The organism is Pseudomonas sp. Irchel 3H3 (assembly GCF_900187635.1).
Taxonomy (GTDB): domain Bacteria; phylum Pseudomonadota; class Gammaproteobacteria; order Pseudomonadales; family Pseudomonadaceae; genus Aquipseudomonas.
This window is the reverse complement of the sequence record NZ_FYEC01000040.1, coordinates 24,544-38,382: the sequence shown is the minus strand read 5'-3', so window position 1 is coordinate 38,382 and position 13,839 is coordinate 24,544. Positions and strand designations below refer to the sequence as shown.

Below are 13,839 nucleotides of genomic sequence, written 5' to 3'. Positions count from 1 at the left end.
TCTCGTAGTCACTGCACAGCTTGCTGAAGGTGTGTTTGTCCGCCAGATAGGCAGCGATGAACATCACTTTTCGATCCATAGGTTTCAGCTCTCTCCAGGGCATGGTCAGATCCTCGCGAAATCGACCATGCCAGTTAATAACTGTTACCTATGTGCTTGAACTGATTTGTAACCCATGTGGGTGAGTCATACCGGGAAAGAGCGTTTTGCTTACTTTTGCGCTGTTCAAAAGTGAGCCGCCGTCAGGCGGAACCATAGGAGGCCGTTACCGCAAAAATGGATATGTACTCGGTCTAATCCAACACCCCAGAGGCCGCTACAAAGTTGTGTAGATACCTATGGCCATCCCAGGCAAGCCCCGTCCCATAGATTTACTGTGGGCTAGCCTGCTCGCGAAGGTCCGGAGAGCGCCGCGGCCATCCTGAATCCACGCGTCATCGTTGCCGGCTCGCTTTGCTCCGGCCTTTTCCCCAGCGCACTGGCGCAGGTTTTTTCTCTTTGCCACCCGCCTCGGGTGGCGTTTGCCTCGGTGCCCTCCCCCTATCGTAGTGCTCAAATCAAAGGCGCAACACGTGCCTTTGCGTCTGCGCCTGGCCATGGCGGATCGCTGCTGGCCGACGAACATTGAGGAGCCCAGAGTGCATATCGCCCGAACCGTTTTTCGCGACGACCATGAAATGTTCCGCACCACCGTGCGGCGTTTTTTCGAGCGTGAATGCCTGCCGCGCCAAGCCGCCTGGGACAAGGCCGGCCAGGTCGACCGCGAAACCTGGCTCAAGGCGGGTCGCGAAGGCTTGCTGGGCATCACCCTGCCTACCGAATACGGTGGCGGTGGCGGCGACTTCGGCCACTGTGCGGTATTCAACGAAGAGTTCGCCCGGGCAGGTGTCAGCGGTGCCTACTTCGGCATGCATTCGGATGTCATCGCCCCTTACATCAATCGTTGCGGCAACGAACAACAAAAACAACGCTGGCTCCCCGGGATCTGCAGCGGCGAAACCATCCTCGCCATCGCCATGACCGAACCCGGTACCGGCAGCGACCTCAAGGCCGTGCGTACCAGTGCGGTGCGCGACGGTGACGAGTACGTGATCAACGGCAGCAAGACCTTCATCAGCAACGGCTTGAGCGCCGACCTGGTGATCGTCGTGTGCAAGACCGACCCGGCAGCCGGCGCCAAGGGCATCAGCCTGATCGCCGTGGAAGCCAGCCGTGCCGGTTTCAAGCGCGGACGCAAGCTGGAGAAAGTCGGGCAGCCTGCGGCAGACACCGCCGAGCTGTTTTTCGACAACGTGCGGGTACCGGTCGCCAACCGCCTCGGTGAAGAGGGCCAGGGCTTTGCCTACCTGATGGGGGAACTGCCCCAGGAACGTTTCTCCATTGCCGTGTCCGCCGCCGCGAAGCTGGAGCGCCTGCTGGAACAGACACTCGAGTACGTCAAGCAGCGCAAGGCCTTCAACCAGACGGTCTGGGACTTCCAGAACAGCAAATTCAAACTCGCTGACATCAAGGCTCAGGCCACCGCCATGCGAGTGATGGTCGATTACTACCTGGGCGAACACATGCGTCGCCGGCTGACGCTTGAAGAGGCGGCGATCGCCAAGCTCTACACCACCGAAACCCTGTGGAAATGCATCGATGACATGGTCCAGCTGCACGGCGGCTACGGCTACATGCTCGAGTACCCGATCGCCCGGGCCTTTGTCGACATGCGGGTCAACCGGATCTACGGCGGCACCAGTGAAGTCATGCGCGAAATGATCGCGCGCAAGCTCTGAACCCTGAACAACAATAAGGAACCACTCGATGAGCAATAAGGTATTCGTTGCGGGCGTCGGCATGATCCAGTTCAAGAAGCCCGGAACCAACGACCCCTACGACCAAATGGGCGAGCAGGCGATCCGCCTGGCCCTGGCGGACGCTGGCCTTCAGTTGAGCGATGTTCAGCAGGCTTATGCCGGCTACGTCTATGGCGACTCCACCTGCGGCCAGAAAGCCCTGTATCGGGTCGGCATGACCGGCATCCCGCTGATCAACGTCAACAACAACTGCGCGACCGGCTCCTCGGCTCTGTTCCTCGCTCGCCAGGCCGTGGCCAGCGGCGCCGTGGAATGCGCCCTGGCATTTGGCTTCGAGCAAATGAACCCCGGCGCACTGAAGTCGGCCTGGAGCGATCGTGCACCGGCCACCGAACGGGCCCTGAGTGTGACCAACGAACTGGTGGGCATGCCGGACCTGCCCAACGCCATCCGCCAGTTCGGCGGGGCCGGCTACGCCCATATGCAGAAGTACGGCACGCGCCTTGAGACCTTCGCGAAAATCCGCGCCAAGGCCAGCCGTCATGCGGCCAACAACCCGCTGGCGGTGTTTCGCAACGTGGTCAGTGCCGCAGAGGTGCTGAGCGCCCCTGTGCTGTGGGAAGGCGTGATGACCCGCCTGATGGCCTGCCCACCGACCTGCGGTGCGGCTGCCAGCATTGTGGTCTCCGAAGCCTTCGCGAAAAAACACGGGCTGCGTACTGACGTGCTGATAGCCGGCCAGGCCCTGACCACGGACCTGCCCAGCACCTACGACGCCAAGGACATGATCCGCGTGGTGGGTTTCGACATGACCCGCATGGCCGCGCAACTGGCCTACAACCAGGCCGGGATCGGCCCCAAAGACATCGACGTGATCGAGTTGCACGACTGTTTTGCGCAAAACGAACTGCTGACCTACGAGGGCCTGGGCCTGTGTGCCGAAGGCGGCGCCGAGCAACTGGTCAACGATGGCGATAACACCTATGGCGGCGAATGGGTGACCAACCCATCTGGCGGCCTGCTTTCCAAGGGCCACCCGCTGGGCGCCACCGGCCTGGCCCAGTGCTACGAGCTGACCCATCAACTGCGTGGCAGCGCCGACCGGCGTCAGGTCGAGGGCGCACGCATCGCGGTGCAGCACAACCTGGGCCTGGGTGGCGCCTGTGTCGTCACCGTGTACCAGAAAAACTGACACGGCCTGCCTACCACGGAGTCATTGCCATGATCGACAAGCACCACATTGGCCGGCAACTGCCCGCCTTCCTCGCCACCGCCGAAGCCGGACAACTGCGCTTTTTCGCCAAGGCTACCGGGGAAACCAACCCGATCTATTTCGACGAACAGGCCGCCCGCGATGCCGGGCACCCGAGCTTGCCGCTGCCGCCGACTTTTCTGTTCTCGCTGGAGTTGCAGATGCCGTCCAACGCCTGGCGGGAAGAGTTGGGCATCGTCACCGCACGCATCCTGCACGGCGAAGAGTCCTTTCGTTATCACCGCATGGCCTATGCCGGCGACACCCTGCGCTTTGAAGTGCGGATCGCCGACATCTACGACAAAAAAGCCGGCGCCCTGGAATTTGTGGTGCGCGAAACCCGAGTCACCAATCAACGCGGTGAACACGTCGCCGACCTGCGCAGCGTGCTTGTGCAGCGCAACAGCTGAAGCGGAGAACAGCTATGAATGCCATCAGCCTGGAACAAATCAAGGTCGGCGAGCAACTGCCACCCCTGACGCTGAACCCGATCAACCGCACCACCCTGGCGCTGTTTGCCGGCGCCTCGGGCGATCACAACGCGATTCACATCGACACCGACTACGCACGCAAGGCCGGCATGCCCGATGTCTTCGCCCACGGCATGTTGTCGATGGCCTACCTGGGGCGTTTGCTGACCCAGTGGGTCGATCAGCGTCAATTGCGCGAATTTTCCGTGCGCTTCCTGGGCATCACCCACCTCGGTCACCAGATCACCTGTACCGGCACGGTGGTCGAGCGTTTTCAAGCCCACGGCGAGCAATGCATCAAGGTCCAGGTCCGCACCACCAACCAATACGGCGAGACCAGGATTGTTGGTGACGCTGTGATCGCCCTGTAAACCCAACCCATAACAGAGGAGCTACACCCATGGCAAAACTCGAAGGCAAAGTGGCACTGGTCACCGGCTCCGGTCGCGGTATCGGGCAACAGATCGCCCTGAAGCTGGCCAGTGAAGGCGCACGCATCGTGATCAACGACCTGGATGCCGACCCGGCCCACGAAACCGCGGAGCTGATCCGCCAAATGGGTGGCCAAGCCGCCGTCTGCCACGGCAACGTCAGCGCCCCGGACTTTGCCGACCGCTATATCAAGACCGCGATGGACCACTTCAACGGCATCGACATCATCGTCAACAACGCCGGCTACACCTGGGACGACGTGATTCAGAAGATGAGCGACGAGCAGTGGCACGCGATCCTCGACTGCCACCTGACAGCGCCTTTCCGCATCCTGCGTGCGGCCTATCCGATCATCAAGGCCCAGGCCCTGGCAGAAGCTGCGCAAGAGCGCGAAGTGTTCCGCAAAGTGGTGAACATTTCCTCGACCTCGGCCCTCAACGGCAATGCCGGGCAAATGAACTACTCCTCGGCCAAGGCCGGGGTGATCGGCATGACCCGCTCACTGGCCCGCGAATGGGGCCGTTTCAAGGTCAACGTGAACGCCGTGGCGTTCGGCTATATCGAGACCCGCATGACCCGGGCCGACGCCAACGCTGGCGCCACCGTGAACATCGAAGGCCGGGACATCCGCGTCGGGATCAGCCCGGAAGCGGCCAAGTCCCACTCCCAGCGCAACCCCCTGGGCCGCGCCGGGACGCCACAGGAAGCCGCCGATGCGGTGTACCTGTTCTGCTCGCCCGAGTCGAACTACATCACTGCCCAGACCATTGCGGTCGCCGGCAACCTGCAATAAGCGTCCGCCCCGCCACCCTCTGGCGGGGCGACACTAGCCACGCTTGATGAGCGCTGGAGCCTGCCCATGAACATGACTGAAACCAACATCCGCCTGGCCGCCATCAAACTGATTTCCCGCAACGGCTTCGAGTCGATGAGCCTGCGCCAGCTCGCGGCCGAAGCCGGGATCAATTCCTCGACGGCAAGCCCCCCGCCGCCGCGCGCCGCGACCTTGGTGGAGGTACGGCCATGAGCGATCTGCTGCAGCCGTTCTCCATGGCCGGCAAGACGGTGCTGGTGGCCGACGCGGCCACTCGCCTGGGCGAACACTTTGCTCGCCTGATCAGCCGGGCCGGTGCCCGCGTAGTGCTCGGTGCCCAGCATCCACGGCAAGTCCAGCAACTGGCGGCAGACCTGCAATGGGAAGGTGCGCAGGTCTTGACCGTGCCCCTGGACAGCCGCCGTCGCGCCAGCATCGAGGCCGCACTGGATGCGGTGCAAGTGCGGTTCGGCAGTGTCGATGTGCTGATCAACAACAGTGCCGAGCGCGAGCATGACAGCGAGTTCAACGATGTCGCACTGTGCACCAGCCAGCGCATGATAGTGGCGGAACGTGGTGGCAGCATTGTCAATATCGACCCGCCACCGCGACCTATCAGCGAACCCAATCCGTGCCTGCGGCCCCACAGCAGTCTGATCCGGATGAGCCGGGCGATGGCCGAGTCACTGACGCCGCACCGAATTCGGGTCAACGTCATCGCCCCGGGTGTCGACCGGGCCAACCACGAGCGGTTGTTGCAACTCAACGGTCCTCTGCTGCTGTTGGCCAGTAGCGCCGGGGCCAGCGTGACCGGTGCGGTCTTGCACCTGGACGGTACCGTTTGCTGACGGGCCCACCTGATATGAAGGGTGCCCGCAAGGCCAGGGGGCGCTACTTGCGCAACCGGCGCTGAATTCCCCGTTGCCCCCTGTTGTCACAGGGGGATAGAGGGTGCGGCGATGAATTTCATTCTATGGATGGCAGTGCTGGGGGCGGTCTTGCTGACCCTGGCACTGACCTCTTCCTATCTGCGTTGGCTGCCGGTGACCACCTCGGCGGTGTGCCTGATCCTGGGCGTCGCCATCGGGCCCTCGGGCCTGGGTCTGTTGCAGCTGGAGATCGCCCAGGCGTCTTTCTGGCTGGAGCACCTGAGTGAAGTCGCGGTGCTGTTTTCGCTGTTTGTCGGCGGCCTGAAGTTGCGCCTGCCACTGGCCAACCGCGCCTGGCGCATTGCCTACGGCCTGGCCGGGCCGGTGATGGTGTTGACCATCGTCGGTGTGTGCCTGTTGCTGCATTACCTGCTGGGTTTGCCGTGGGGGGTGTCGATGCTGATTGGCGCCATCCTCGCTCCGACCGACCCGGTCCTGGCGTCACTGGTGCAAGTCACCGATGCCAAGGACTACGATCGGGTGCGTTTTGGCCTGTCGGGCGAGTCGGGGCTCAATGACGGGGTGGCGTTCCCGTTCGTGATTCTCGGCTTGCTGCTGCTGCGCGATGACAGCGCGTGGCTGACCGAATGGCTGCTGCGCGATCTGCTCTGGGCGGTGCCTGCAGGGCTGTTGACCGGTTACTGGATGGGCCGTGGGCTGGGCCGCCTGACCCTGTCGATGCGCATCCGCAATGACGACAGCACCCTGTCCCCCAACGACTACTTGAGCCTGGCCTTGATTGCCCTGGCCTATGTGGCGGCCGAGGCGATCGAAGGCTACGGGTTTCTCTCGGTATTTGCCGCCGGGCTGGGCTTGCGCCAGGCCGAAGTGCGCCTGACCGGCGCCCGTACGCCGGCCGAACACCTGGTGCAGCCGCTGGTCGGGCATCAGCATGTCGAGCCACAACACGCGATCCACGGTGATCGGCAGGCGTTGGCGGACGGCCAGGTCGCGGCCGGTATCATGATGGGCGACATGTTGTCATTCGGCAGCATCGTCGAACGCGCCATGGAGGTGTTCCTGGTGACGCTGCTGGGCGTGGTGTTGCTCACGCACTGGGACTGGCGCGCCCTGCCCGTGGCCCTGGCGCTGTTCGTGCTGATCCGCCCATTGAGTGTGCTGCTAATGCCCTGGGGCAAGCTGCTCGATATGCGCCAGCGCCTGCTGGTGGGCTGGTTCGGCATTCGCGGGATCGGCAGTCTGTTTTACCTGTTCTACGCCCTCAACCACGGGCTCGATGCCCAGGTGGCGGCGGTGTCTACCCACTTCACTCTGTCGGTGGTGGCCTTGAGCATTCTGCTCCACGGCTTAAGCACCCAGCCGCTGTTGGTCGGTTACGAGCGCTACAAGGCTAAAAACTTGAAACCCTGACTGCTGCCTTGCATCCATACCTATAAGAGGCCGTTTTCGGCTGATGCCGACTGGAGGCAGTCATGAAACCCCATATCGTCAGACTCTTTACCCATCCGGACTTTGCCTGGACCGAGATCCGCAGCGAAGAAGAGCAACACCCCAGACACTACCTGGCCCACCTGCTGCTGTTGGCGCTGTTGCCGACCCTGTGCCTGTTCATCGGCACCACCTGGGTCGGCTGGAGCCTGGCCGAAGATGAAACCGTGCGACTGAGCTTCAACAGCGCCTTGCAACTGTGCCTGCTGATGTACGGGGCGATGGTCTTGGGCACAGCCTTGATGGGCGGGTTTATCCGCTGGATGTCGCGCGCCTTCGAGGCCCGGCCGAACCTCAACCAGTGCATCGGCTTTGCGGCGTACGTGGCGACCCCGTTTTTCCTGTCCGGGATCAGCGCGCTGTACCCCAATCGCTGGCTGGCCATCAGCGCGCTGATGCTCGCCGGGGCCTACACCAGCTACCTTCTGTTTATCGGGTTGCCCAAGTTCATGCGCCTGAATCAGGACCGCGGGTTGTTGTACGCCGCAGCGGTGTGGGGCATTGGTTTGCTGGTGGTGGTGACTATCATGGTCAACATGATCCTGTTCTGGTTGAACGTGTTGTCGCCCGAGTACATCCGCCCGGACCTGGTGCCGGGATAGAGGGAGCTGTGGGATTGGGCTTCTGTAGGAGCGAGCTCGCTCGCGAAAAACCTGAGGGCGCCGCATTTATTCAGGAGATATGCGTCAGCGTTCACGACCATCGCGGGCGCCCGCTTGCGGCTGTGGGCCGACCAGGGTGTTGGATTAGACCGAGTACATATCCATTTTTGCGGTAACGGCCTCCTATGGTTCCGCTTTTACAGCGGCTCACTTTTGGACAGCGCAAAAGTAAGCAAAACGCTCTTTCCCCACCACTCGGTGCCTCGCTTAGGCTCGGCATGCCCGTACTCCGACATTGATTTGGGGGGCCGCCGCAATGGGCCTTCCCTGGCCCAGTGCGGCTAAACCGGCGTCCTGCCGGTTTACCCCCCAAATCAATATCGGACTCCGGCCAGCGTGGTTAACGGGGCGCCCAGGATCAAAAACAAAGCGAGGCGGCCTAAAAGCCGACCTGATCGCTAGGGCATGCGCGGTGTAGCTTCTACTTCCTAAGACGCTGACGAAGTCAGCCATCTTTTGATCTGGCTTTTGCTTTCGCTTTGGCTCTGGCTCTTGATCCTGGGCGCCCCGTTAACCACGCTGGCCGAACGCAGGCTTGAAGCCGTGGGTAACCCGGCAGGACGCCGGGTTAGCCGCCCCGCGCCATGGATGGCGCGTGGCGGCGGCCCACGGATTCAAGCCGGAGTGAGGGAACACCGAGCCTAAGCGAGGTGCCGAGTGGTGGGGCAAGAGCCTTTTGCTTACTTTTGGGCTCCTCCAAAAGTGAGCCGCTGTAAAAGCGGAACCATAGGAGGCCGTTACCGCAAAAATGGATATGTACTCGGTCTAATCCAACACCCCAGAGGCCCGCCGGTAGTCCGCCATCGTTACCTGCCACCACAGCTCAGCGCATTGCCTTGTTAAGGATTTCCATCAAGTTCAGTTGAGTAAAAGGTTTGGCCAGACGCGGCAAGTGGGCGACGAAGCCGTCCAGGCGCTGGGCGAAGCCGGTGGCGAGAATGATCGGCATGTCAGGGTGCAGCTCGCGGATGGCTGCGGCCAGTTGTGCGCCATCCATCAGCGGCATGGCCATGTCGGTGATCACCAGGTCGATGTCGCTGCGTTTCTTGAACACCTGCAGGGCCTCGGTACCCGACGTCACACAGATCACCCGATGCCCAAGGTCTTCGAGCAGCAACGAGGTGCTGGTCAACACCAGGCTGTCGTCATCCACCAGCAGCACACACAGGCGGGTAAACCCATCTTGCGCCGCGTCGGGTGCGCTGGACGCCTGGGCCACTGCGGTGGCGGCCAGGGGTAACCATAACTGCGCGGTGGTACCCAGGCCCTGCTCGCTACCAAGAATCAGGCAGCCGCCCAGTTGCTCCGCCAAGCCATGAACCATCGACAAGCCCAACCCGGTGCCCTTGCCCACGCCCTTGGTGGTGAAAAAAGGTTCGGTGGCCTGGGCCAGGGTTTCGCTATCCATGCCGTGCCCGTTATCGCTGACCGACAGGCAGACATACCGCTGGCCCGTCAATTGGGCCGGGATCGGATGCCCCTTGAGCGAATCCACCGCGTTGATCAGGATGCGTCCCCCCAGTGGCATGGCATCGCGCGCGTTGGTCGCCAGGTTGAGGATCGCCAGCTCCAACTGGTTGACGTCCGCCTGCACGGGCGGCAAGTCGGGAGGTAAATCACAGTGGATGGTCACCAGGTGCCCGAGGGAGCTGCGCAGCAAGCCGGTGATGTTCTCCAGCAAATGGGGCAAGGCCACCGACTCTGCCTTGAGCTCCTGGCGCCGGGCAAAGGCTAGCATGCGCTGGGTCAGCGAGACCCCGCGCTGGGCGCCCAAGGCGGCGTTGTCCAGCAGTTGCAGGAGTTTGGGGTCTTCCCCGGCGCGCTTGCGCAGCAGTTCCAGGTTGCCGAGGATGACCGTCAGCAGGTTATTGAAGTCATGGGCGATACCGCCACTGAGTTGACCGATGGCCTGCAGCTTCTGCGACTGGAACAGCGCTTCGCGGGCTATCTCCAATTCCCGCTGGGCCTGGGTCGCTTCGCTGATGTCGCGGGTGATCTTGGCAAACCCCAGGATCGACCCGGTTTCACTGCGGATCGGGTCGATGATCACGTGGGCGAGAAAGCGCGTGCCGTCCTTGCGCATGCGCCAGCCCTGCTTTTCAAACCGCCCTTCGCGGGTCGCCACTTCCAGCGCCCGTTCGGGCTCGCCCGCGGTGCGGTCTTCGGCGGTATAGAACACTGAAAAATGCTGGCCGATGATTTCCTGCGGCAGGTAGCCCTTGATCCGCTGGGCGCCCATGTTCCAGTTGCTGACCCGCCCGGTTGGGTCGAGCATGTAAATGGCGTAGTCGGTGACGCTCTGCACCAGCAGGCGAAACTGCTGTTCGCTCTGCTTGAGGGTTTCCTCGGCCGCCTTGCGCTCAGTCAGGTCGCGGGTGATTTTGGCAAATCCCAGCAGCTTGCCCCGGGGGTCGCGAATCGGGTCGATCACCACATGGGACCAGAAATGGCTGCCGTCCTTGCGAACCCGCCAGCCCTCGCCCTCGAAACGCCCTTCCTCGATGGCGGTGCGCAAGGCTCGTTGTGGCGTGCCGTCCTGGCGATCCCCTGGGGTGTAGAACCTGGAAAAGTGCGCACCGAGGATCTCGGCTTCGTCATAACCCTTGATCCGCGCCGCGCCGGCGTTCCAGCTGACGACGATGCCCTCGGGGTCGATCATGTAGATGGCGTAGTCCACCACCGCGTCAATCAACAAGCGCAGTCGGCCTTGCTCCAGTGGATCGCTGCGGGTACCCGGTTGTTCACTCATGGCGGCCTTCTCGTTTTTTTATCAGGCGCTGCCCGGATGTCGGCAGGTACTGCCGCACCCACTGTTGCACGCTGCATGGGTTGTTCTGGATCTGTTGATCATAGATGACATCGGCAGCGGATAAAGCAGATTGAACTCCTTAAATGCCGATCTCTCACAATGCTATGAAGGCGGCGGTACTCGCCATCCAGCGCATTGGGTCAGCAGGGAGTAGTCAGCATGAACAGGTCGACAGCGCAGGACGGGAGGAGTTCGCTTGAGCAGATCCTCGAGGACTTTGGCCAGCGCGCCGCGCCGCTGGAACTTGATCGCCAGTTACCCGAGATCATGCGCCGCTGCCTGGCAGACGGCCAGGCCGACCTGCCGCTGCCCGGCCAGGGCCAGACCTTGCAACGCTGGCGCACCCTGGCACAGGTAGCGGGCAATGACCTGGCGCTGCTCAAGCTGTTCGAAGGCCACACCGATGCCAAGGCGATTCTTGCCGAACTGGATGCCCTGCACCTGGACAGCCCGGGCATCTGGGGCGTCTGGGCGGCCGAGCCGCCAACGGCCAGGGTGCGAATCGTCGGTCGCGAGCACGGGGCGGTGCAATTGAGCGGGACCAAAGCCTGGTGCTCCGGCGCCCTGCAGATCGACCATGCCTTGCTCACCGCCTGGGACGAAGACGACCGTGCGCAACTGGTGGCGCTGGCACTCAGCCAAGGCGCTCTGCGCATCGACAGTGACGACTGGCAGGCCCGCGGGATGGCCACGACCGCCAGCGTCAGTGTCCACCTCGACGGCGCCCGCGCCCACTGCGTGGGGGACAGCGGTGCGTATGTGCAGCGTTGCGGTTTCTGGCATGGCGGTGCCGGCATTGCCGCCTGCTGGTACGGCGCCGCGCGGACCCTGGCCGAGGTCCTGCACCACGCCTGCGCCGGACCGCGCAACGATCCCCACGCGCAAGCACACCTGGGAGCCGTCGACGCTGCGCTCGCCAGCGCGGCGTCCGGTTTGCGCGAGTGCGCCGCGTGGATCGATGCTCAGCCCCAGGCCGATGCGGAATTTACCGTGCGTCGGACCCGCGCCCTGGTGGAAGCAGCAGTAGCCCAGGTGCAATGGCACGTCGGACGAGCACTGGGCGCCACGCCCTTTTGCCGCGATCCGCGCTTCGCCCGGTTGAGCGCTGACCTGCCGGTATTTATCCGGCAGAGCCATGCCGAGCGCGACCTGGCTGAACTCGGCCGGCAACTGCACGGACGTGATCCGCGGGGCTGGTGCCTATGAGCCAGGACCCAGCCCCACTGATTCAAGGCGCGGGTACCTCGCTGGCCCAGTGGCAGGCATCCCGCGCCTTGCAAGCCGTACCGTCATTGCCGCGAGAGCTGATCCTGCCTTGGGGCCGGCGCTTGGTGGTGGTCGCCCCGCACCCGGATGACGAGGTGCTGATGTGCGGCGGACTGTTGGCCAGCCTGGCCAGCGACGCCACCTGCATGCTGATGATTTCGGTCACCGATGGGGAAGGCAGCCACCCGGGGTCCAGCCTCTGGCCCGCCGAGCGCCTCGGCGCCGAGCGGCCTCGGGAAAGTGCCCGGGCCTTGGCGCACCTGGGCCTGGATGCGCAACGACTTGACTGGTTGCGCCTGGGGTTCGCCGACTCCGCGGTAGGCGAAAGCGAAACGCAGCTGGTGCAGCAACTCTGCGCGCTGATTCGCCCGGACGACCAGGTCCTCACCACCTGGCGCCATGACGGCCACTGTGATCACGAAGCCGTGGGCCGCGCCTGTGCCAGTGCCTGCCGTACGCGCCAGGCCCATCTGCTGGAAGTGCCCGTCTGGGCCTGGCACTGGGCAGAACCGGAGGATCGCCGCCTGCCGTGGTTGCGCGCCCGCAAATTGCTGGTCGCGCCGCGTTTCCTGGTGCGCAAGCGCCGGGCAATTGCTGCGCACCAGAGCCAGCTGTTGGCCGACCCGAGTACCGGCCGGCCAGCCATTCTCCCCCCGGCAGTGCTGGAACGCCTGCTGCAACCCTTTGAACTGGTGTTTCTATGAGCCTGTCGGCGATCTACTTCGAACAGCTGTTCAGTGCCAATCCGGACCCATGGGCGTTCCGCAGCCGCTGGTACGAAAAACGCAAACGGGCACTGACCCTAGCCTTGTTACCTCGCCAACGCTATGGGCGGGTCTTCGAGCCGGCCTGTGCCAATGGCGAGTTGAGCCTGGGCCTGGCCGAACGCGGCGACCGTCTATTGTGCATGGACCTCAGCCACACCGCCGTGGCCCTGGCCGCCGAACGCCTGGCCGGGTATCCCGAGGTGCAGGTGGTGCAAGGTCGGTTGCCTGAAGAGTGGCCCGAAGGCCAGTTCGACCTGATTGTGCTCAGTGAACTGGGCTATTACCTGGACAGTAACGACTGGCGCCAGGTGATCGACCAGGCCCGCGCGAGCCTCAGTCCCCAGGGGGCGGTCCTGGCCTGCCACTGGCTGCAACCCATTGCCGGCTGCCCGCAAACCGGGGCGCAGGTCCACGCCATGCTCGATGCCCATCTGCATTTACCGCGTACCGTGCGCCACGAGGAACCCGATTTCATCCTCGAGCTCTGGTGCCGAGGCCCCTACCGTCCTGACCTCGAAGAACCCATCCAATGATCGGCGTCGTCGTCCCGGCTCACAATGAACAGGCCCTGCTCAAACGCTGCCTCGACGCCCTCGCCTGCGCCGCGCACGACGTCGAACGCGCTGGAGAAGCAGTGGCGATCCTGGTGGTACTGGATGCCTGCACCGACCGCTCGTTAGCCATCGCCCAGGCCAGTGGCGTGCAGACCCTGGTGATCAACGACGGTAACGTCGGGTGTGCCCGCCGGGCCGGCGCCGCCTACATGCTCGACCAGGGCGCGCGCTGGCTGGCCTGTACCGATGCCGACAGCCGGGTGCCCCGCAACTGGCTGCGCCAGCAGTTGGCATTCAAGGCCGATGCCGTGTGTGGCACGGTCAGCATCGATGACTGGCACCCCGACCATTGCCCGGCGGTACGCCAGCGCTACCAGGCGCTGTATCAATCCCGGGAAGGCCACCGACATGTGCACGGCGCCAATCTGGGGGTGTGTGCGCAAGCCTATCAGCGCGTCGGCGGATTCCGGCCGCTGCCGGCGCATGAGGACGTCTGCCTGGTGGAGGATTTGCAACGCAGCGGTGCCAGCATCGTCTGGACTGCCCTCAACCGCGTGCGCACCAGCAGCCGCCTGGACTCCCGTGCGCAAGGCGGCTTCGGTGATTATCTGAAGTCGCTGGCGGGCGACGGCTGAG

At 63.5% G+C, this 13,839-nt stretch carries 14 protein-coding genes and 1 pseudogene; 13 read left to right on the top strand and 2 right to left on the bottom strand.

From position 1 onward, the window contains the following. Positions 1-103, bottom strand: a pseudogene (locus tag CKW24_RS28750) (helix-turn-helix domain-containing protein); the annotation flags it as partial. 493 nt (positions 104-596) lie between these two features. Between CKW24_RS28750 and CKW24_RS25940 the strand changes: the two are divergent. From CKW24_RS25940 to CKW24_RS25900, 9 genes are all read left to right on the top strand, one after another. After that, on the top strand, positions 597-1,778 hold the full coding sequence (locus tag CKW24_RS25940; RefSeq protein ID WP_371917610.1) for an acyl-CoA dehydrogenase family protein: 1,182 nt from the start codon (positions 597-599) through the stop codon (positions 1,776-1,778). A gap of 28 nt (positions 1,779-1,806) precedes the next feature. Next, a complete protein-coding gene (locus CKW24_RS25935) occupies positions 1,807-2,991 on the top strand; it encodes a lipid-transfer protein (protein ID WP_095171532.1) in 1,185 nt (394 codons plus the stop codon). Positions 2,992-3,020: 29 nt separating this feature from the next. Then, positions 3,021-3,461, top strand: coding sequence for a MaoC family dehydratase N-terminal domain-containing protein (locus tag CKW24_RS25930; RefSeq protein ID WP_095171530.1), 441 nt, complete (start codon positions 3,021-3,023; stop codon positions 3,459-3,461). 14 nt (positions 3,462-3,475) lie between these two features. Beyond that, the gene (locus tag CKW24_RS25925) at positions 3,476-3,892 is read left to right on the top strand and encodes a MaoC family dehydratase (RefSeq protein ID WP_095171528.1); all 417 of its coding nucleotides are present in this window, start codon (positions 3,476-3,478) and stop codon (positions 3,890-3,892) included. Between the two features lie 29 nt (positions 3,893-3,921). Next, positions 3,922-4,746: an SDR family NAD(P)-dependent oxidoreductase gene (locus CKW24_RS25920; protein WP_095171527.1), complete on the top strand. Its 825-nt coding sequence runs from the start codon at positions 3,922-3,924 to the stop codon at positions 4,744-4,746. A gap of 66 nt (positions 4,747-4,812) precedes the next feature. Beyond that, complete coding sequence (locus CKW24_RS25915) at positions 4,813-4,980, top strand: TetR family transcriptional regulator (RefSeq protein WP_256585544.1); 168 nt, start codon at positions 4,813-4,815, stop codon at positions 4,978-4,980. Further along, on the top strand, positions 4,977-5,615 hold the full coding sequence (locus CKW24_RS25910; protein WP_095171526.1) for an SDR family NAD(P)-dependent oxidoreductase: 639 nt from the start codon (positions 4,977-4,979) through the stop codon (positions 5,613-5,615). The genes CKW24_RS25915 and CKW24_RS25910 overlap by 4 nt, the downstream gene beginning before the upstream one ends. A 111-nt stretch (positions 5,616-5,726) precedes the next feature. After that, complete coding sequence (locus CKW24_RS25905; protein WP_095171524.1) at positions 5,727-7,067, top strand: sodium:proton antiporter; 1,341 nt, start codon at positions 5,727-5,729, stop codon at positions 7,065-7,067. Between the two features lie 62 nt (positions 7,068-7,129). Continuing rightward, positions 7,130-7,747, top strand: a complete 618-nt coding sequence (locus tag CKW24_RS25900) for a Yip1 family protein (protein WP_095171522.1) — start codon at positions 7,130-7,132, stop codon at positions 7,745-7,747. A gap of 883 nt (positions 7,748-8,630) precedes the next feature. On the opposite strand, the gene CKW24_RS25890 is transcribed toward CKW24_RS25900, so the two are convergent. Further along, complete coding sequence (locus tag CKW24_RS25890; RefSeq protein WP_095171520.1) at positions 8,631-10,556, bottom strand: PAS domain-containing sensor histidine kinase; 1,926 nt, start codon at positions 10,554-10,556, stop codon at positions 8,631-8,633. Positions 10,557-10,775: 219 nt separating this feature from the next. On the opposite strand from CKW24_RS25890, the gene CKW24_RS25885 reads away from it, so the two are divergent. The 4 genes from CKW24_RS25885 to CKW24_RS25870 are packed head-to-tail and all read left to right on the top strand — an operon-like array spanning position 10,776 to position 13,838. Further along, positions 10,776-11,822, top strand: a complete 1,047-nt coding sequence (locus CKW24_RS25885; RefSeq protein WP_095171518.1) for an acyl-CoA dehydrogenase — start codon at positions 10,776-10,778, stop codon at positions 11,820-11,822. Beyond that, positions 11,819-12,586 carry a PIG-L deacetylase family protein gene (locus CKW24_RS25880; protein ID WP_095171517.1) on the top strand — a complete coding sequence of 256 codons (768 nt, stop codon included), beginning with the start codon at positions 11,819-11,821 and terminating at the stop codon, positions 12,584-12,586. The genes CKW24_RS25885 and CKW24_RS25880 overlap by 4 nt, the downstream gene beginning before the upstream one ends. Then, positions 12,583-13,182, top strand: a complete 600-nt coding sequence (locus tag CKW24_RS25875; RefSeq protein WP_095171515.1) for a bifunctional 2-polyprenyl-6-hydroxyphenol methylase/3-demethylubiquinol 3-O-methyltransferase UbiG — start codon at positions 12,583-12,585, stop codon at positions 13,180-13,182. The genes CKW24_RS25880 and CKW24_RS25875 overlap by 4 nt, the downstream gene beginning before the upstream one ends. Next, positions 13,179-13,838, top strand: coding sequence for a glycosyltransferase family 2 protein (locus CKW24_RS25870; RefSeq protein ID WP_095171514.1), 660 nt, complete (start codon positions 13,179-13,181; stop codon positions 13,836-13,838). Before CKW24_RS25875 ends, CKW24_RS25870 begins: the two co-directional genes overlap by 4 nt. The last annotated feature ends 1 nt before the right edge of the window (position 13,839 follow it).

Bases quoted from the DNA above. Each gene is read 5' to 3' on its own strand.
- CKW24_RS25940 (WP_371917610.1), top strand. From the start codon at position 597: ATGGCGGATCGCTGCTGGCCGACGAACATTGAGGAGCCCAGAGTGCAT.
- CKW24_RS25935 (WP_095171532.1), top strand. From the start codon at position 1,807: ATGAGCAATAAGGTATTCGTTGCGGGCGTCGGCATGATCCAGTTCAAG.
- CKW24_RS25930 (WP_095171530.1), top strand. From the start codon at position 3,021: ATGATCGACAAGCACCACATTGGCCGGCAACTGCCCGCCTTCCTCGCC.
- CKW24_RS25925 (WP_095171528.1), top strand. From the start codon at position 3,476: ATGAATGCCATCAGCCTGGAACAAATCAAGGTCGGCGAGCAACTGCCA.
- CKW24_RS25920 (WP_095171527.1), top strand. From the start codon at position 3,922: ATGGCAAAACTCGAAGGCAAAGTGGCACTGGTCACCGGCTCCGGTCGC.
- CKW24_RS25915 (WP_256585544.1), top strand. From the start codon at position 4,813: ATGAACATGACTGAAACCAACATCCGCCTGGCCGCCATCAAACTGATT.
- CKW24_RS25910 (WP_095171526.1), top strand. From the start codon at position 4,977: ATGAGCGATCTGCTGCAGCCGTTCTCCATGGCCGGCAAGACGGTGCTG.
- CKW24_RS25905 (WP_095171524.1), top strand. From the start codon at position 5,727: ATGAATTTCATTCTATGGATGGCAGTGCTGGGGGCGGTCTTGCTGACC.
- CKW24_RS25900 (WP_095171522.1), top strand. From the start codon at position 7,130: ATGAAACCCCATATCGTCAGACTCTTTACCCATCCGGACTTTGCCTGG.
- CKW24_RS25890 (WP_095171520.1), bottom strand. From the start codon at position 10,556: ATGAGTGAACAACCGGGTACCCGCAGCGATCCACTGGAGCAAGGCCGA.
- CKW24_RS25885 (WP_095171518.1), top strand. From the start codon at position 10,776: ATGAACAGGTCGACAGCGCAGGACGGGAGGAGTTCGCTTGAGCAGATC.
- CKW24_RS25880 (WP_095171517.1), top strand. From the start codon at position 11,819: ATGAGCCAGGACCCAGCCCCACTGATTCAAGGCGCGGGTACCTCGCTG.
- CKW24_RS25875 (WP_095171515.1), top strand. From the start codon at position 12,583: ATGAGCCTGTCGGCGATCTACTTCGAACAGCTGTTCAGTGCCAATCCG.
- CKW24_RS25870 (WP_095171514.1), top strand. From the start codon at position 13,179: ATGATCGGCGTCGTCGTCCCGGCTCACAATGAACAGGCCCTGCTCAAA.